The organism is Acinetobacter sp. SWAC5, from assembly GCF_003419885.1.
Classification (GTDB): Bacteria; Pseudomonadota; Gammaproteobacteria; order Pseudomonadales; family Moraxellaceae; genus Acinetobacter; species Acinetobacter cumulans.
Genome location: NZ_QUWR01000001.1, coordinates 340,596 through 360,192, shown reverse-complemented (window position 1 = coordinate 360,192; position 19,597 = coordinate 340,596). Strand labels below are relative to the sequence as shown.

15 protein-coding genes are annotated in these 19,597 nt (G+C 40.5%); 11 read left to right on the top strand and 4 right to left on the bottom strand.

What is annotated here, in order from left to right:
• Nucleotides 1-333, top strand: a 333-nt coding sequence (locus tag DYI81_RS01655; protein ID WP_147316025.1) for a transposase, incomplete at its 5' end; no start/stop codon positions are given.
• A gap of 282 nt (nucleotides 334-615) precedes the next feature.
• On the opposite strand, the gene DYI81_RS01650 is transcribed toward DYI81_RS01655, so the two are convergent.
• A complete protein-coding gene (locus DYI81_RS01650; RefSeq protein WP_117006518.1) occupies nucleotides 616-2,019 on the bottom strand; it encodes an amino acid permease in 1,404 nt (467 codons plus the stop codon).
• A gap of 316 nt (nucleotides 2,020-2,335) precedes the next feature.
• Between DYI81_RS01650 and DYI81_RS01645 the strand changes: the two genes are divergently transcribed.
• Nucleotides 2,336-3,691 carry a sodium:alanine symporter family protein gene (locus DYI81_RS01645; protein ID WP_106986439.1) on the top strand — a complete coding sequence of 452 codons (1,356 nt, stop codon included), beginning with the start codon at nucleotides 2,336-2,338 and terminating at the stop codon, nucleotides 3,689-3,691.
• An 88-nt stretch (nucleotides 3,692-3,779) separates the two neighbouring features.
• On the opposite strand, the gene DYI81_RS01640 is transcribed toward DYI81_RS01645, so the two are convergent.
• A complete protein-coding gene (locus tag DYI81_RS01640) occupies nucleotides 3,780-4,214 on the bottom strand; it encodes a hypothetical protein (RefSeq protein ID WP_106986414.1) in 435 nt (144 codons plus the stop codon).
• A gap of 185 nt (nucleotides 4,215-4,399) precedes the next feature.
• On the opposite strand from DYI81_RS01640, the gene radA reads away from it, so the two are divergent.
• The 3 genes from radA to DYI81_RS01625 all read left to right on the top strand — a co-directional run bounded on the left by radA (nucleotide 4,400) and on the right by DYI81_RS01625 (nucleotide 7,556).
• Complete coding sequence (radA, locus tag DYI81_RS01635; RefSeq protein WP_117006517.1) at nucleotides 4,400-5,791, top strand: DNA repair protein RadA; 1,392 nt, start codon at nucleotides 4,400-4,402, stop codon at nucleotides 5,789-5,791.
• A gap of 122 nt (nucleotides 5,792-5,913) precedes the next feature.
• Complete coding sequence (locus DYI81_RS01630) at nucleotides 5,914-6,918, top strand: Tim44-like domain-containing protein (RefSeq protein WP_117006516.1); 1,005 nt, start codon at nucleotides 5,914-5,916, stop codon at nucleotides 6,916-6,918.
• A 107-nt stretch (nucleotides 6,919-7,025) separates the two neighbouring features.
• Nucleotides 7,026-7,556, top strand: a complete 531-nt coding sequence (locus tag DYI81_RS01625; RefSeq protein ID WP_106986417.1) for a tetratricopeptide repeat protein — start codon at nucleotides 7,026-7,028, stop codon at nucleotides 7,554-7,556.
• 46 nt (nucleotides 7,557-7,602) lie between these two features.
• Here DYI81_RS01625 and DYI81_RS01620 read toward each other — a convergent pair whose 3' ends face one another.
• Nucleotides 7,603-8,109 carry a peptidase C39 gene (locus DYI81_RS01620; protein WP_117006515.1) on the bottom strand — a complete coding sequence of 169 codons (507 nt, stop codon included), beginning with the start codon at nucleotides 8,107-8,109 and terminating at the stop codon, nucleotides 7,603-7,605.
• Between the two features lie 52 nt (nucleotides 8,110-8,161).
• Complete coding sequence (locus DYI81_RS01615) at nucleotides 8,162-9,196, bottom strand: DUF4917 family protein (protein WP_240627322.1); 1,035 nt, start codon at nucleotides 9,194-9,196, stop codon at nucleotides 8,162-8,164.
• Between the two features lie 223 nt (nucleotides 9,197-9,419).
• On the opposite strand from DYI81_RS01615, the gene ahcY reads away from it, so the two are divergent.
• From ahcY to DYI81_RS01585, 6 genes are all read left to right on the top strand, one after another.
• Nucleotides 9,420-10,802: an adenosylhomocysteinase gene (ahcY, locus tag DYI81_RS01610; protein ID WP_106986419.1), complete on the top strand. Its 1,383-nt coding sequence runs from the start codon at nucleotides 9,420-9,422 to the stop codon at nucleotides 10,800-10,802.
• Between the two features lie 191 nt (nucleotides 10,803-10,993).
• Entirely contained in the window at nucleotides 10,994-11,830 is an 837-nt protein-coding gene (metF, locus tag DYI81_RS01605; protein WP_117006514.1) for a methylenetetrahydrofolate reductase [NAD(P)H], read from the top strand.
• A gap of 104 nt (nucleotides 11,831-11,934) precedes the next feature.
• Nucleotides 11,935-12,660, top strand: a complete 726-nt coding sequence (locus tag DYI81_RS01600) for a 16S rRNA (uracil(1498)-N(3))-methyltransferase (protein WP_117006513.1) — start codon at nucleotides 11,935-11,937, stop codon at nucleotides 12,658-12,660.
• Nucleotides 12,661-12,818: 158 nt separating this feature from the next.
• Nucleotides 12,819-15,683, top strand: a complete 2,865-nt coding sequence (locus DYI81_RS01595; RefSeq protein ID WP_106986422.1) for an EAL domain-containing protein — start codon at nucleotides 12,819-12,821, stop codon at nucleotides 15,681-15,683.
• A 143-nt stretch (nucleotides 15,684-15,826) separates the two neighbouring features.
• Complete coding sequence (locus DYI81_RS01590; protein WP_106986423.1) at nucleotides 15,827-18,106, top strand: NADP-dependent malic enzyme; 2,280 nt, start codon at nucleotides 15,827-15,829, stop codon at nucleotides 18,104-18,106.
• Between the two features lie 81 nt (nucleotides 18,107-18,187).
• Complete coding sequence (locus DYI81_RS01585; RefSeq protein WP_117006512.1) at nucleotides 18,188-19,423, top strand: multifunctional CCA addition/repair protein; 1,236 nt, start codon at nucleotides 18,188-18,190, stop codon at nucleotides 19,421-19,423.
• The last annotated feature ends 174 nt before the right edge of the window (nucleotides 19,424-19,597 follow it).

The following is a 19,597-nucleotide window of genomic DNA, read 5'->3' as shown; positions in this document are numbered from 1 at the left end:
AAACAATGTCGTCAGGTCATTGCAGATCGGCAAGCGCATGCGGTGATTCCTCCAAGAAAAAATGCGAAACCTTGGAAAGATACAAAGGTCAGCTCGCTAGAACGAAATGAATTACTTCGTACTGTTAAACGGTTTGGCAGAATACTATGGAAAAAATGGTCAGGCTATCATCGCCGAAGTTTGGTGGAAACCAAGATGCACTGCATCAAATTATTAGGCGATAAACTCAGTGCAAGGAACTTTAATAGCCAAACCAATGAGATCCATGCACGTGTAGCCGTGTTAAATAAATTTACCGAGTTAGGTCAACCACATACCCAAGTTATGCCTTAAATTTGAGTAGATATGGGCAATCTTAATTTTTACATCTTTGTGCAACAAAGCCTTTGCTTTGGCACAAATGCTTCTTTAATTTTACTGTGCATTGTAAGCAATAGCACTGCGATTAAAATGAACCTTAACGCGTAGCGTCTTTAAATCTTAAAATAATCATCAGACTCGCATCACAATTCGATCTTTTACTCTTCAGTCTTTTTCAGGTTCGATAAGTATGACTTGGTTAATTTTAGTCATAAAAAAACTGCCCAATGTGGACAGTTTTTTTAACTTAGAAACTTATTTTTGCTTTTTCTTATAAAAACCAAAATAACCAATGACCAAAATGACAAACCAGATTGGGCTCACCATCAAGGCTTTCATAGTGTCTGCTTCCATTGACAATACATAAATCATGCCGATAAAGAAGGCAATAACCAACCAACACGTATACAAACCACCTGGCAATTTAAATGTTGATTTGGCATGAAGCTCTGGACGTGTTTTGTAGTACACAATATAGCTCCAGATAATCATCAGCCATACACAAATAAACAAGACTGTTGAAAGTGTAGTTGCCAATGTAAAGGCTTCAACCGTATTCGGAACAAAGTACTGAAGTGCAGCACCCAATAACAAACAAACTGCAGAGAAATACAATGCATTTGCAGGTACAGCGCGTTTATTCAATTTACCAAAAGCTTTTGGCCCTTGCTCTTCACGAGACAAACCAAACAACATACGCGAAGTTGAAAATACGCCACTGTTCATCGATGACATCACCGATGACAAGACCACCAAGTTCATAATAATGGCAGCTGCAGCAATACCCGCTTGGCTAAATAAATTTACGAAAGGCGAAATGCTTGGATCAATCTTGTTCCAAGGTGTTACAGACATCACGATCACCAAAGCCAATACATAGAAAATAATAATACGGATTGGAATCGAGTTAACCGCTTTAGGTAAATTATGCTCAGGATCTTTGGTTTCAGCAGCAGTCGTACCCACCAATTCAACCCCCACAAATGCAAAAATAGCAATTTGGAAGCCTGCTAAGAACCCTGTGACCCCTGTTGGGAATAATCCACCATGTGACCATAAGTGCGTAAATGAAGCAATTTCACCAGCTGTTGAAGTAAATCCGGTAAAAATCATCCACAAACCGACGCCAATCAGCACCACAATGGCTAAAATTTTGATGAGTGCAAACCAAAACTCTAACTCACCAAATAGCTTAACGGTGACTAAGTTTAGCCCCATAATAAACACAATGGCGGCAATACTAATGAGCACCCCTTCTTCAGGCGAAAATGGGTTACCTCCATTAAAAAACTGCAAATAGTAAATAATTGCAGAAAGATCGGCGATACCTATCGTAATCCAACACAGCCAGTAGGTCCAACCGACAAAATAACCCGCCCACGGGCCAATCAAATCCGTTGCAAAGTCAATAAATGACTTGTACTGCAAGTTAGATAACAAAAGTTCACCTAATGCTCGCATGACCAAAAAGACCATGAAACCAATGATCATATAGATCACCAGTATAGATGGACCTGCCAAACTAATTGTTTTACCAGAGCCCATGAATAAGCCCGTACCAATCGCGCCACCAATTGCAATTAATTGGAGATGTCGGTTAGACAGACTACGTTGCAGATCGCCATTTTCAGCTGGCGAACTATTATTTTGGTGATTCATTCTTGATTCAATTTTGCTGTCCAATCGGCACAAATTAACTTAATTGATTAAAAAAATACAAAATTATTTTCGCTTGATCTGTATTTTCGGATTAATTGCTGTATTTAATTTATTTTTCTTATATACAAAGTATAAATATTACACTAAATATAAGTAGTGACATCAACGCATACATCAATATAAAAACTTGAAAACATGAGTAATAAAAAAACCTCCTTGCCTCAAAAAGGAATTAAACACTGGAAGTTTCGACTAACTGGCATAGCACTTGCTTAATGCAAGCTTAAATAACCTAGATGGGATGGATAAGAAAAATATGCAAAACTTACAAAATTTTATGGAGACCCTAAGCGGATTAGTCTGGGGTCCTTACATGCTCGTACTGATTGTCGGTACAGGTGTGTTCCTCACATTCCGCTTATTATTTTGGCAATTCCGTATGTTGCCATTGGCTTTCAAACAAGTCTTTGGTAAACATCCCAAAAAACATGAAGGTGATATTAGTCAATTTGCCTCACTCATGACGGCCCTTTCAGCCACGATTGGTACGGGTAATATTGCAGGTGTTGCTACAGCCTGCGTACTTGGTGGCCCTGGTGCTGTATTTTGGATGTGGATGACCGCGCTATTTGGTATGGCCACTAAATACGGCGAAGGCGTATTGGCAGTTAAATTTCGTATAAAAAATGAAAAAGGTGAAATGTCTGGTGGCCCGATGTATTACATCGAGCGTGGACTAGGCGCTAAATGGAAATGGCTGGCAGTACTTTTTGCGCTGTTTGGTACCTTGGCATCCTTTGGTATTGGCAGTTCCGTGCAATCTAACACTGTGGCATTAGCGGTTGAAAAGAGCTTAGGCATTAGTACACTTACCACAGCGATTATCATTACTGCTTTCTCTGCCTTGGTCATTTTAGGTGGTATTAAATCAATTTCAAAAGCGTCTTCGGTGATTGTTCCTGTCATGGCGATAGGCTATGTGTTAGGCGGTCTCATCATTATTGTGAACAACCTAGAGCTGGTTGTCCCTGCACTAAAATTGATCTTTACTTATGCATTTACAGGTGAAGCGGCCGCAGGTGGCGCAATTGGTGCTGCAATTCGCTATGGTGTTGCACGCGGTGTATTCTCAAATGAAGCAGGTATGGGTTCTGCGCCCATTGCAGCAGCTGCCGCACAAACTGATCATCCTGCACGCCAAGGTCTTGTATCTATGACGGGTACATTCCTCGATACAATTGTTGTGTGCTCAATCACTGGTATTGTTTTAGTCATGGGCTTTATTATGGCTGGCAATTCGTTTGGCGATCAAACAGGTGCTGTCCTCACGATTAGTGTATTTGACAAACTCCTACCAGGTTTTGGTGGCTGGGTGGTGACCTTTGGTATTATTTTCTTCGCCTATTCAACGATTTTAGGTTGGAGCTACTATGGCGAAAAATGCTGTACTTATTTATTGGGTGATAAATCCATCTTAATTTATCGTCTTATTTATATCGCATCTGTCTTTGTAGGCTGTGTCGTGACCCTTGATTTGGTTTGGTTATTTGCAGATACCTTTAATGGACTTATGGCTGCACCAAACTGTCTCGCACTGTTACTCCTTTCGGGCATTATTGTGAAAGAATCCAAAGACTTTATTGAACGTCGTAAAAACGGTGAACTGTACTAAAACAAAGTCTACCACTCAAAAAGCCACACATTTGTGTGGCTTTTTTAATGTGTCTATGAGCATCCAAATAAATACTCAATGGTAAACCTTAACTTAAACGACCACGTGCCGTAGAATCTTGGTCTTCATCTTCAAACTGATTTTCTAAGTCAGCTGACTCTTGACGATCAGCTTCAATTTCTAAAGCCACTTCCAGCGATAATACAAAAAAGAAGACATCTTCAATTTTCATATTACCCTCTTCATCTTCAAGATGCTGTTGCACCAATTGATATTGTGGATCTTGCTCATCAAATGGAAGCTCTAAATAAACATCTCCTAAATAGCCATCAATGAGACTTTCATCCTCAATGCCCATACATGGTGTATATGCAATTCCATGTTCATCTAACCATGCCAAAACAACATTACGCGCATTGTCTTCTAAATCTTTATCTTCAATGTAATTTTCAAAATGTAAAAAAAGCACATCACGTTTTTTTTCACGCGCAATCGCATCGATATGTTGTATTAGCATTGGCATTGCAGTGATCCATTTTGAGTAATTTAAGCATCTATTATAGAGCCTGAAATGCAATTCATGCTAATGAGCAAGCACTTATGCGACACAGATTGACTGGAAACAGCCAATTTTCATTCGAATCCATAGCGTTCCAACTTATTCATGGTTATGCTCTTGCACAATGACAACAGCTTTCGACTTGGGTTATGGCAAAAGCAAAAAGTGTTTATCGTTGCGAACAATGTGGTGCAGACCATCCTAAATGGTCAGGCCAATGTAGCGATTGTGGGGAATGGAATTGTTTAAATGAAGTCAGCATTGCACCTGCTGTCAGCCATCGCGCACAGCCGAAAATGGGCGGTGGTTATGCAGGCCAAGCTGCCAGTATTACCACACTCAATAAGATTTCAGTGTCCAATGAAACACGTCTGGCAACTGGCATAGGCGAATTTGACCGTGTATTGGGTGGCGGTTTAGTCACAGGTTCAGTGGTACTGATTGGTGGTGACCCTGGTATTGGTAAATCTACCATTTTATTACAAACCGCCACGCACATGGCATCTGCCAATAGCCCAGCACTCTATGTCACAGGTGAGGAATCACTTTCTCAAGTTGCGCTACGTGCTAATCGACTCGATTTGCCCACGGATCAATTAAAGGTTATGGCCGAAACCTGTGTTGAGCGTATTTGCGAAGTACTGGCACATGAACGTCCTGCTGTAGCCATTTTAGACTCAATTCAAACGCTGTATACCGAAACCTTACAATCTGCACCTGGCGGTGTTTCACAAATTCGTGAGTCGGCAGCTTTACTCACACGCTTTGCCAAAAATAGTGGCACGGCGTTGTTTATTGTGGGTCACGTGACCAAAGAAGGCTCATTAGCAGGCCCTCGCGTATTAGAACACATGGTCGATTGTGTATTGTATTTTGAAGGACAAGCAGACTCTCGCTTTCGTATGATTCGTGCGGTTAAAAACCGTTTTGGAGCGGTCAATGAACTGGGCGTGTTTGGCATGACCGATAAAGGCCTACGCGAAGTATCTAACCCTTCTGCTATTTTTTTAAGTCGTTATGACGAAGCCATTCCAGGCTCGATTGTGATGATTAGCCGTGAAGGTACACGCCCACTATTAGTGGAGGTTCAGGCCTTAGTGGATGATGCGCATGGGCAACCACGTCGCGTGGCTTTGGGCTTAGAACAAAACCGCTTAAATATGCTCCTTGCTGTTATGCACCGACATGGTGGCGTACAAACCTCAGGCCAAGATGTCTATGTAAACATCGTGGGTGGCTTAAAAATTACCGAAACAGGTTCTGATTTAGCAGTCCTACTTGCCTGTGCATCCAGTATTCGCGGTAAGGCCTTACCACAACAGCTAGCTGTTTTTGGTGAAGTCGGGTTATCTGGTGAAATTCGCCCTGTGCCCAATGGTCAAGAGCGCTTAAAAGAAGCGATTAAACATGGATTTAAATACATTATTGTGCCTCGGGGCAATGCGCCACAAAAACCGATTGCAGGCGTACAAATCATTTCTGTCGCCCGTTTACACGAAGCTTTAACAGAGGCAATGAACTTAAGTGAAGAGCTCAGCTAATCCAAGTAATGTTTGCTTGTATATTTTTTAATTAAAAATACGATTTAGATATTGAAATTCAGCGCAAATGACTGCATAAATAAGAAGAATCTATTTCTTTTTATTTTTTATAGGAAAACTCAATGGAAGTTCGACAGCGTGGTTTGATTGCGGGTTTATTAACGGCTGCTTTATTAGTAGCGCCTTTAACAGCTGAAGCGAAACGTGCTGGTGGTGGTAAAAGCCATGGTATGTCTCGTCAAGCGACACCAACTCAGTCTTACCAACAGCCTCGTCAAGCTACTCCAGCTCAACAGCCAGTTGCTCCTGCAACCGCGCCTGCTAAATCTGGTCCAGGCGTTGGCGGTATGGTTGCTGCTGGTGTAGCTGGTGCTGCAATTGGTGCGGTAGCAGCCAATGCATTAGCAGATGACAAGAACACTCATGCAACTTCGGAAGCTCAGCAGCAAGCTGCTGCACCAGCTGAAGAAGAAAAAGGTGGTCTTCCAAGCTGGATTTGGATCTTACTAGCTGCTGCTGTTGCCTTCTTCATTTTCCGTAAGATGGGCGCAAAAAAAAAACTAGCTACTAACAACCCATACGCACCTAACAATGGTGGTGCTGGTAATACAGCACCATTTGGTCAAGCACCTAATGCGCCTCGTGGCGGTGATAACACCAACATTTTTGGTCAATCAGTGGGCGGTTCAACACCATCTGCACCTGTAAATAACGCACCTTTTGCAGGTGGCGCATACACGAATTCTGGTAGTCAGTTGCCTGATGGTACTGAGCCTGCAGCATTCTTACGTATTGCACGCCAACGCTTTAACCATATTCAGTCTATGAATACGGCGAGCAATATTTCAGAAATTCAGCGTTATTTAACTCCTGATCTTTACCAGTCAATGTATCAAGACATTATGGCTAACCAAGATCAAGACGTTGCTGAGTTTTCTAACTTAAATGCAATGGTGACTGATTCTGCAACTGAAAATGGCCAATACGTTGTAAGCGTACGCTTTACAGGTACTGTGAGCGAAGACTTAAACAGCCTCCCACAACCATTTGCAGAAATTTGGCATTTTGTTAAACCTGCTGGTTCTACACAAGATTGGTTGGTTGCTGGCATTCAACAAGAAAGCTAAGCATCACTTCTCAAAAAGCGATCTTCGGATCGCTTTTTTTATGGCTAAAATTCGCTTTTCTACGCCAATCACTTTAATCTAGGCAGGTTTATTTTTGAGGTTGCCTTATGTCGCAGCGTATTACTCCCCCTATTGCTTTAATTAATCGTGCATCTGCTGGTAATGCTGAAGCTCAATTTGAGCTAGCCGAAGCCTATATGCACAGCGAACATGAAGACGATATTGATCTGGCTGAAGAATGGGCACTCAGAGCAGCACAATTGGGCTTAACTGAAGCAATGTATTGGCTGGGTGAAGGCTATACAGTTTATGCTAAAGAATTACGCGAAGAAGACCCAGAAGAGTCTAAAAAATACTTTGAATATGGTTTTAATTGGTTAACTCAGGCCAGCAAAGATAAACATGCTGCCGCTATTTTTGAGTTAGCAGGCTATTACCGCCGTGGTGATGCCACTGAAAAAGACGTGAGCAAGTCTATTGAACTGGTTGAACAAGCAGCCAAATTAGGCGATGTACAAGCCATGCGCGATTTATCTTTTATCTATGCAAATGGCTTAGGTATTGATGCCAATGAAGAACAAGCTGATTTTTGGGATCAACAAGCACAGCTTGCTGAAAGCAAAAATACTGAGCAATAAGCAATACAGCCCATCATAATGGGCTGTAATTTTTTGCACTCTTACATTAAGCATCAACAACAATGGCTTGTCTAAAAATACCTTCCACTGCACGTTGTTGTTCAAATAACGCTGCTGGCATTGCTTCAAAACTGTCAAAAAAACTAATCTCATTGGCATCAACTGCATACACCAACGAGTGATTGCCCTCACCTTCTAAAGTGTCGTAATACACAATCACATATTGCTTTTGCTCAAAAGCTTGCTGGATTTCTGCATAGCTCAGTGCAGGTAAAATTGGCAATTGAATTTGCTGTGCTACAGCCAATTCCTTTAGATCTTCTTCGCTTGGCTCTAAGTCCTCATCAGTATGAAATTGAACCTGATAGCCAAACTTTTTTAAGCCAATGGCAAGACCCAATGAACTTGTTCCATACTCTGCATCGTAACCACACACATTGATTAGCTGATCAATTTCAGCATCTAAACCTAAGTGCTGCAACAGCATCCACACGGCATAGATACCGCCATTGGCTTCTAAATTAGCGAGTGCTTCTGGGATTTCCAAAGACATAAAAGGAACTCAAAATTTATCTAAAATTAATATTAATACAAATACTTTAATTTTAGGGATTATTCCAACAACCTGAACTTTGACTATCAAAAAATTCTACTTCTATTTTAGGAGCTATTACTTTAATTAATGTATTAATCCGATGACATTCTTTCTGCTCTTTAGAATAAGTCGAGATAGCAACTTTACCTACAGTACCTTGTTTAAAAATTTGCTGGATTAAATGGGACTCTTGTTCACCTAAGCCCCATCCATAAATAACTAAATTTTTATTTTCAGCCACTAAGCTTGGTAAAACTTCATAAAATATTGTGCTCAAATATGGACTACTTTTTATTGACTCTAATTTTTTAATCCCTGTGCCTTCAGCTACAAATAATGGAATTTTGTCTTCACACCACTGCGATGTAATAACATCCAATAAACTTTTAGACTCATCTCTTTGTAGTTTATTCTCAGCATTTTTAGCATCTCTAAAGATACATAAATTACCATGTTGGTAAAAGGTCAACGTGACGTCTTTTTGATGCCGTCCGTATGGTTGTTTAAACTTTTCCCAATCATGATCAAACTGGCCGTATCCAATAAAGCAATCTTTAAAAATATGACCATCATTGTTGATGCTACTCCCATTACCATACATACGTATCCAATACAGAATCAAATCATAATTAAGTGAAACAATCGTAGAAAACTGCTTTGTAAATTTATAAAGATCAGATAAATGATCAAATATTTGTGCATGTTCGCAATGAACTTCTTTAACAACTTCGATTAGAGCATTTTTAATATTCTCATAAGCTGAATCAATTTTTGTATCGTGTATACCTAAATGATTATTTACCAACTTTGCATGCCAAACTAATCTCAAAACTAACTCGAAATCATCTGTATCAAACTCCTTAAAAAGTTTGGATATATCTGCATTAAAAAGTTCTAATTTTTCAGCTTCTTCTTTTAAAGAATCAAAACGAAATTTTTGATGCAGAGCAACACTAGCCCCATTGCCAATTATTAAACTCCCATTTTTATAATCATCCTTAATTTCACCCCATTCTTTGATAGGGTAATTAAAGCTATCCATCATAGTACAATCTCGAAATTTACTTATATGACAGATATTAACCAATTGAAGATTGGAACTCACTCTATTTCCAAGTACAATACTTCGCTAGTCGAGGGATGCTGCGACTTTCTTATAGGCACTAAATATAAGATCGCTAGGCTCGACGATTCGGTTGAACATTCGTTTCAATCAACAACGGCATCCGCGAACATAATGATCAATTGTTTTTATTAAGGAGATCGTGATGAACGCGGTTAATGCTTCATTTACAGATTACAAAGTTGCCGACATTTCACTAGCTGACTACGGGCGTAAAGAAATCAAACTTGCTGAAGCAGAAATGCCAGCGCTAATGGGTCTTCGTAAACGCTATGCTGCAGCTAAACCGCTTGCTGGCGCGAAAATCCTTGGCTGTATCCACATGACAATTCAAACTGCAGTTTTAATTGAAACTCTAGTTGAATTAGGCGCAGAAGTTCGCTGGACTTCATGCAACATCTTCTCTACGCAAGACCACGCTGCTGCTGCAATCGCGGCTGCTGGTATTCCAGTTTTTGCTTGGAAAGGCGAAACTGAAGAAGAATACGTTTGGTGCTTAGAACAGCAAATCAACGTAAACGGCACACCTTGGGATGCCAACATGATTCTGGACGATGGCGGTGACTTAACTGCACTTGTTCACGAAAAATATCCTGAAGTGATTGCTAAAATCCACGGTATTACTGAAGAAACGACTACAGGTGTTCAACGTCTTTACGAAATGCACCGCGACGGTACTTTAAAAGTTCCTGCAATCAACGTAAACGACTCTGTAACTAAGTCTAAAAACGACAACAAATACGGCTGCCGTCACTCTCTAAATGATGCAATCAAACGCGGTACAGATATGCTTTTATCTGGCCGTCGTGCGCTTGTAATCGGTTATGGCGACGTAGGTAAAGGTTCTGCTCAATCACTTCGTCAAGAAGGCATGATTGTACGTGTAACTGAAGTTGATCCAATCTGCGCAATGCAAGCATGCATGGACGGTTACGAAGTTGTTGCTCCGTACAAAAACGGCGTTCAAACTGGCAAAAAAGAAGACATCAACCTTGACCTTCTTCAAAACACTGACCTTATCGTAACGACTACTGGTAACTACCACGTATGTGACGCTGCAATGCTTGATTCATTAAAAGCTGGTGCTGTTGTTTGTAACATCGGTCACTTCGATACTGAAATCGACACAAACTACCTACGCGGTTACAAGTGGGTTGAAGTTAAGCCACAAGTTCACCAAGTGTATCGTACAGAAAACGAAAACGATTACTTAATCCTTCTTTCTGAAGGCCGTTTGGTGAACCTTGGTAACGCAACTGGTCACCCATCACGTATTATGGATGGTTCTTTTGCTAACCAAGTATTGGGTCAAATGCACCTATTCGCTGAAAAATTTGCTGATCTTCCAGAAGATCAAAAACAAGCTGCAATCCGCGTAGAACTTATTCCTAAGAAATTAGACGAAGAAGTTGCTGCGGCAATGGTTGCTGGTTTCGGTGGCGTATTGACAACTTTGACTCAAGAACAAGCGGATTACCTAGGTGTTCAAGTTGAAGGCCCGTTCAAAGCTGAGGCTTATAAATATTAATTGACCCTCACCCCATCCCTCTCCCAAAGGGAGAGGGTGACAGCTTCGTTAAATTGAATTCAGGACTAAAATCCTATCAATTTAATAAGCTGGGTGTTTAACCCTGCAAAATTCAGTAATGAATACTCCTCTCCCTTTGGGAGAGGTCAGGGAGAGGGTAAACAAACAGTATTTATAAAAAGGATTTGAACATGTCAAAACAGATTCCTATTTCCTTTGAGTTCTTCCCGACCAAAACTGATGCGGGCGCGGAAAAACTTAAAGTTGTTCACCAAGAACTTCAATTATTAAATCCTGAATTTTTCTCTGTAACATACGGTGCAGGCGGTTCTACCCGCGAACGCACTTTGTCTACATTGAATGATTTCAACGGTAAAGGTACGCCTGTTGCTCCTCACCTATCTTGTATCGGTGACAGCAAAGAACGCATTGCAGAACTTCTAGATTTGTACAAATCACAAGGCATTGACCGCATTGTTGCGCTTCGCGGCGACTTACCATCTGGCCAAGTGGGCTTAGGCGAATTGCCTTATGCAACTGATCTTGTGCGTTTTATCCGTGAACATTCAGGTGACCATTTCCACATTGAAGTAGCGGCTTATCCTGAAATGCATCCACAAGCAGACAGCTTTGATCTCGACATCAAACGTTTTTGCGACAAAGCAAATGCAGGCGCAAACGCAGCTTTGACACAGTTCTTCTTTAATCCAGATGCATATTTCTACTTTGTAGAACGCATTCAAAAAGAAGGCGTGAATATTCCTGTAGCACCAGGCATTATGCCAATTACCAATGCAAGCAACCTCATTCGCTTCGCTGACGGTACAGGCGCAGAAATCCCTCGTTGGATTCGTAAGCAATTGGCAACTTATGGCGACGATACTGATTCAATCAAAGCCTTTGGTCATGAAGTGATTGTTAAGCTTTGCGAACGCCTAATTGCTGGCGGCGCACCAAGCCTGCACTTCTACACCATGAACACAACTGATCCTACACGTCAGCTTGTACTAGACCTCGGTTTAGCATAAGTTCTATAACTTCTTTCATTTGCTTTAGACTTTCCCAAACTGGGAAATTTAAACTTTACACAATGAAAGAAGTTTTTTATTTCCCTATTTGAGAGTAAAGCCAAATGCCTCGTTTTTTTATTGAAGCAGACCTGAATGTTGATACCACTGTCGAACTGACAGAAACCGTATTTCATCATTGGGTAAAAGTTTTACGCGCTCAAGTGGGTGAAACTGCAACATTCTTTAATGGACAAGGCGGTGAATATGAAGCAACACTAAGTGAAGTTGCAAAGAAGACAGCTTCAGTCGAAATTACAGCATTCAATCCAGCAAACCGCACACCAAAATTCAAAGCTTTACTTGGTCAGGTCATGAGTAAAGGCGATCGCATGGATTATGCGATTCAAAAAGCGGTTGAACTCGGTGTTTCTGAAATTCAATTGCTCACCTCTGAACGCTGTGAAATGCGTTTGAAGTATGACCGCGACCAAAAAAAATTAGATCATTGGCAAGGTATTGCGATTGCAGCCTGTGAACAATGCGGTTTGAATGTGGTTCCAAAAATCCTTGCACCCATTAGTTTAGACAAATGGCTTGCTTCTAAATTACCAGACACTAAACTCGTACTTGCTCCAAACAAGGACCAAACAGACGTCTTAGCCAATGCAACGCCAAATATCGCATTGCTCATTGGCCCAGAGGGTGGTTTAAGTGAAGCAGAAATTGAAAGTGCTAACCAAGCTGGCTTTATCAATTGGTGCATAGGTGAACGTGTTTTACGTACAGAAACCGCCCCAGTTGTTGCACTTTCTATACTTAATTATCGAATAATCAATAATTTCATCTGATTTTTTATATTTATGTATACATATTGATTGATTTTTGTGCTTCTGGCAATTACCCTTATTTAGATAAAATGTATGGCCTTGAAAGGATTTCGAGCTGTTTACAGCTAGGCCAATAAAAATTGACTTAATTATTACATTGAAATAAGGCATTGATATTCATGATAGAAGATCAATATGAATATATTCGGGAGCATAATCATGCCGCCCAAATTGCAAATACAATTCGCTTAAGTCGTTATTTTCTAACCAGTATTCTCGTTGTTTGTCTCTATATTTTCTGTATTTACAAATTTTTTAGTTCAACGCCTGCACCTTATTTTTATACATGGTTTTTTACAACAGAAATTATCGTTTGCCTGTTTTGGCTTGTAAGTACAGCGCATTTTAAACCTGGGCTTTATAATTTAAATCACGCCCATCGCTGGCTACAAATTCAGTGTTTTACCGTAGGTTGCTTGGTAGCTATAGGAATTTATATCCTTTACAACTACCTCCCAACCATCAATCCAGATTTTGAAGAAATTCATGCGCTAACACTTTCAGCATTATTATTGATCGTGACTCAAAGCTTTAGCCTGACCTACTTAACCCAAAAGTTAAATTATTTTTGTCTCACTTTTTTGCCTTCCATCATTCCATTTTTATTTTCACAATATTTTATTCAACACGACACCAACCCCCTTTTTAGTCTGGCTCTGAATTTTGCACTTATTGTTATTTTATTATGTGCAACAACGTCATATCGAATTAACCTGCGCCTGAGTACCACGTATGCACGCAATCAACTCTTAATGAAAGATGCTGCACAACAAGTCACGTGGACAGATGATTTATGCAAACAGCTTCAAGATGAAATAAACCACTCTAAAGATATTGAGCTACAACTACAGCTGAACAACCAACTGCTCGAGCAAAAAGTACGTGAACGTACCTATGATATTGAGCAAATGAACAAAGACCTAGAAAATCAACAAGAAAACTTAGTATTAGCACACGAAATTGCAGGCCTAAGACCTTGGGATTGGAACATTAAAGATCGCAAAATTCGGATCACCAACCACTTATATGAAAAACAAGTCCGTGATTCAAAACAGCACCTTGAACAATTACAACACCAAATTCATCCTGATGATGCAGAACAATTAAAACTAACCTTAAAACTGCATTTACGCGGTGAAAGTGAACGTTACGAAGCCAACTACCGTATTCAAAACTCAGAGGGCAAGTGGACTTGGGTACATGACATTGGTCGTGTGGTTGAACGTGATCCAAATACAAAAAAAGCCATCCGCATGGTAGGCATTCGTCGTGATATTCAAAAAGAAAAAATGTCACAAGAGCGAATTAAATTAGCCACCAGTGTATTACAACAAGCTGCTGAAGGCATTTTTATACTCGACGAAGAGCTCTGTTATATCGACGTCAATCCTTATTATGAAAAGTTAACAGGCTTTAGTAGCAACCAAATTTTAGGTAAACACCTATTTGACATCACAGCGAATTACAAGTCACAACAACGTAGTGCCCACTACAGTGTGATTAAACAACTCATGAATATGAATGAGTTTGATGGCGAATTAAATGAAAAATTCCTCTCTGGCAAAGAACTTACCTTGTGGATGCACATTAATGCCATCACTGATGAAGACCATAAAGTCACGCACTATATTGGTATTGTGTCTGACTTAACTGAACGTAAACTCCAAGAGCAACGTTTATCTTATTTAGAAAATTATGACACGCTGACAGATTTACCTAATCGTTTTTACTACAACTATCAATTACATAAACTTTTGGTAACACAGCGTGACTCACAATTTGCCATTATTCGCCTCAATATCGATCGCTTCCGCCCACTCAACGAATATTTAAACCATAACGGTGGTGATGAATTACTACGCCAAGTTGCTCAGCGTTTGCGTTTGACCAACCCAGAAGCACTATTCATGGCGCATTTAAATGGTGATGACTTTGCCATTGTGTATGAAGTGTCCCACTTATGCCCTTCGGTACACGATCAATGTGCACGTATTAACAAAGCATTTGGCTTGCCATTTAATATTGCCAAACAAGATCATTTAATTACCATCTCTATGGGCGTTGCTTTCTACCCAGAGCATGGACGCCAATTGGATTATTTAAACAATTGTGCCGAGCAAGCCCTCACCGAAGCTAAAACACTAGGTGGCAACACGATTCGTTATTATTCGAAAGAAAATACAGCCCTTTTAGAGCAAGGTATATTCCTCGAACGTGACTTACGCAAAGCCATTCAAAACAACGAATTAATGGTTTATTACCAGCCTAAAATCAACTTTAGAGATAAAAATGTATGTGGTTTTGAAGCACTAGTACGTTGGAATCATGCTGAAAAGGGAATTATTCCACCTAATCTTTTTATTCCACTTGCAGAGCAAACTAGCCTAATATCAGACATTGGTCGTATCGTAATACAACAAACTGCCAAACAAATCCGCCAATGGAAAGACATGGGCTTTAATAATATTTGCGTCTCAGTGAATATTGTTGCACAGCAACTCAGACGCGGACAATTGCTCGAAGTTTTAGACGATGCAATGAGCCTCAACCAAATTGAAGGCCAAGATTTAGAACTCGAAATTACCGAATCTTCACTGTTAGAAAATTCCGAGGATGTTAAAAATCAACTGAACGAAATTAAGCTACGTAATATTAATATTTCACTCGATGATTTTGGAACTGGTTATTCTTCACTCTCCTATCTTGCTGATTTTCCAATTGATATATTAAAAATTGACCGCAGTTTCGTATCTAAAATTGGGCAAAACAAACAAGCCGCCATTGTGAGTGCCATGATTGCAATGGGCAAAGCCATGGGAATGACCGTCGTTGCTGAAGGGATTGAAACCGAACAGCAACTTCAATACTTACAAGACCTCGATTGTGATATTGCACAAGGTTACCTATTTTCTAAGCCGCTACCAGAACAAGAAGCAACCGAATATTTAGAACAAAATACCTGTGCCTCACTTATAGCTACTTAATATAAGACAAAAAAATGTGACAGTTCAGGATTCAAAAAATGACACGCTGAGTCTGTCCCAACTGTCTAACAAGTGATATATTCAGTTGATTAATAGCTATTAAACTCCCGTTTTCTGGGCAACTTAAAACAATCGAGATACAGATGGACGATCAATCTTTAAAACAGCAGGCATTGTATTATCATGAGTTTCCAACGCCAGGTAAAATTAGCGTAACACCAAGCAAACAGCTTGTTAACCAACATGATTTAGCGCTTGCTTACTCTCCAGGTGTCGCTGCACCATGTTTAGAAATTGAAAAAGACCCATCTAAAGCTGCACTGTATACTGCACGTGGTAACTTGGTTGCCGTAGTAACGAATGGTACTGCCGTTCTTGGCTTAGGTAATATTGGTCCTTTAGCTTCTAAACCTGTGATGGAAGGTAAAGGCGTATTATTCAAAAAATTCGCTGGTGTTGACGTATTTGACATCGAAATTGCTGAAAATGATCCAGACAAAATTGTTGATATTGTTGCAGCATTAGAACCAACTTTTGGTGGTATTAACCTTGAAGACATCAAGGCACCAGAATGTTTCTATATTGAGCAAAAACTCCGTGAACGCATGAATATTCCTGTATTCCATGACGATCAACACGGTACATCAATTATTGTTGGTTCAGCGCTGTTAAATGCCCTACAACTGAATGGCAAAAAAATTGAAGAACTCAAAATTGTCGCTTCAGGTGCAGGTGCTGCTGCTCTATCTTGTCTTAACTTGCTTTGTGCCTTAGGTGCAAAAAAAGAAAACATCATTGTGGCTGACTCACGTGGTTTATTAACTACGCAACGTCAAGGCCTTGATGATTCTAAAAAAGCATACGTACAAGATATTGAAGGTACACAACTTGCCGATGTTATGGCGGGTGCAGATATGTTCCTTGGCCTTTCTGCTGCTGGTATCTTGACTCAAGATATGGTTAAAGAGATGGCGGACAACCCGATCATCTTCGCTTTGGCTAACCCAGATCCAGAAATTTTACCTGAACATGCCCACGCTGCACGTCCAGATGTGATTATGGCTACAGGCCGCTCGGACTATCCAAACCAAGTAAACAACGCCCTTTGCTTCCCATATATTTTCCGTGGTGCATTGGATGTTGGCGCAACCACCATTAACGAAGAAATGAAAATTGCATGTGTACACGCGATTGCGCGTATGGCACATGTAGAAGCAGATGCTGCATCTTATGGTGAAAAATCTGCATCATTTGGTCGTGATTACCTTATTCCACGCCCATTAGATCAACGTTTGATTTTGGAAATTGCACCAGCAATTGCACAAGCTGCAATGGACTCAGGTGTTGCAACTCGCCCAATTCAAGACTTTGCTCACTACCGTCAACGTTTGTCTGAGTTTGTTTATAACTCAGCATTCATGATGAAACCTATTTTTGCGCAAGCAAAAACAGATCCGAAGCGCATTGCATACGCTGAAGGTGAAGACCTTCGTGTACTTCGTGCAGTTCAAATTGCAGTTGATGAAGGTATGGCTAAACCAATCTTGGTGGGTCGCCCTGCTGTGATTGAAGCAAATATTAAAAAGCTTGGTTTACGCCTTGAAAATGGTTTCAACATTGAAATCGTAGATCAAGAGAAAAACCCGCACTATGAACAATTTGCTGATGACTATTATGAGCTTATGGCACGTAAAGGCGTAACACCTGAATACGCGCAACGTGAGTCTCGTCGTCGTTCTACGCTCATTGCAGCAATGCTGGTTCGTCATGGTTTAGCAGACGGTATGCTTTGTGGTACCTATTCAAGCTATGACATTCACCTTGACTTCGTAAAAAATGTGATTGGTTTAAAAGAAGGTCGTAGCACATTCTTCACCCTCAATGCATTGATGCTTGAAGATCGCAATTTATTTATTGCCGACACCTACGTAAATACTAATCCAACGGCTGAACAGCTGGCTGAGATGACCATTTTAGCTGCTGAAGAAGTACGTCGTTTTGGTATCACACCACGTGTTGCTTTACTTTCGCACTCAAGCTTTGGTTCAGATCAAAATGATCCAAGTGCACAAAAAATGCGTAAAGTATTCGAAATTTTAACTGAAATTGCACCTGAACTAGAAGTTGAAGGCGAAATGCATGCCGATGCGGCATTAGACGAAAATATTCGTCATTTTGCATTCCCGAATTCACGCTTCAAAGGTTCTGCAAATTTATTGATTATGCCGAACTTAGATGCAGCCAACATTTCGTTTAACTTGTTGAAATCAACATCAGGTAACAATGTCACCATTGGCCCGATCTTGCTTGGTGCAGCGAAGCCTGTTCATATTTTAACACCAACAGCGACAACACGTCGTTTAGTGAATATGACAGCACTTACAGTTGCTGAAATTCAAGAAAACGAAAAAAATGCACTGTGATTTAGTTCACTGAATCCACAGTTCTGACTTGAGAAAACCTCTATTCTGTAGCATGATGACTGCAAGAATAGAGGTTTTTTCATGCAAGTTTATTTAGTGGGCGGTGCAGTTCGAGATCAATTGCTTGGACACCCCTATCACGAAAAAGATTATGTAGTGGTCGGCGCGACGCCGGAACACATGCTTGCCCAAGGCTATCAACCTGTGGGTAAAGATTTCCCCGTTTTCCTTCATCCAGAGACCAAAGATGAGTACGCCTTAGCGCGTACAGAACGTAAATCCGGACATGGCTATCATGGCTTCGAGTTTTATACCGATGTCAGCGTAACATTGGAGCAGGATTTAATTCGTCGTGACCTGACGATCAATGCAATTGCAAAAGATCAGGATGGAAATATCTACGACCCATACGGCGGTCAACGTGATTTACAATTGCGCCTATTGCGCCATGTATCCGATGCATTTGCGGAAGATCCGCTACGTGTATTACGTATTGCGCGTTTTGCAGCCCGTTATAAAGCACTCGGTTTTCGTGTAGCAGATGAAACACTTGAGTTAATGCGTCAATTGGTCACTTCTGGTGAGTTAAATGCGTTAACGTCTGAACGTGTGTGGAAGGAAACGTCTCGTGCACTAATGGAAAATCATGCCGATGAATACTTTGAAGTACTCAGAAGTTGCGGTGCATTAAAAGTCTTATTCCCTGAATTGGATGCACTCTACGGTATTCCTCAGCGCCCCGAGTACCACCCTGAAATTGACTGTGGCATTCATACCATGATGTCATTATATCAAGCTTGCCGTGCTGGCTATTCCCTTGATGTACGATTTGCAGTATTGGTTCATGACCTTGGTAAAGCACTCACACCTGCAGAAGAATGGCCACGCCATATTATGCATGAGGAACGTGGTGTTAAACCTGTATCTGATGTTTGTGATCGTTTAAAAGTTCCAACAAATACCAAGCAGTTAGCAATTGCTGTATGTAAGGAGCATTTAAAGTGCCACCAAGCACTTACCCTAAAACCGGGTACTTTATGGCGCCTATTACAACGTTTAGATGTATTACGTCGCCCAGAACGTGTTGAAGCCTTTGTACAAGCTTGTGAATGTGATTCTAGAGGCCGTTTAGGCTTAGAAGACCGTGACTACCCTCAATCACGCTATGTTTTGGATGCTATGCAAGTGGTGCGTAATATTAAAGCACAGGATTTGCCACCTGAAATTCAAGGGCCAGATATTGGAGAAATGCTGATTGAGCGCCGAATTGCAGCACTTGGCGTTTTAAAAGCTAAATACACTGCTCTTGCTGATTAAGCACATTCTGAAATAAAAAAGCTTCTTTGGGAGCTTTTTTATTTTTGGCGAAACAGTAATAAAGATGTAAAAATAATAATAACAGCGTTAATGTTCATCTTTTTTGCAACAATCTTTACCATCAATCTACCAATAAAACATTTATGCTCTAACTAAACAATGGAGCAGTTGCTA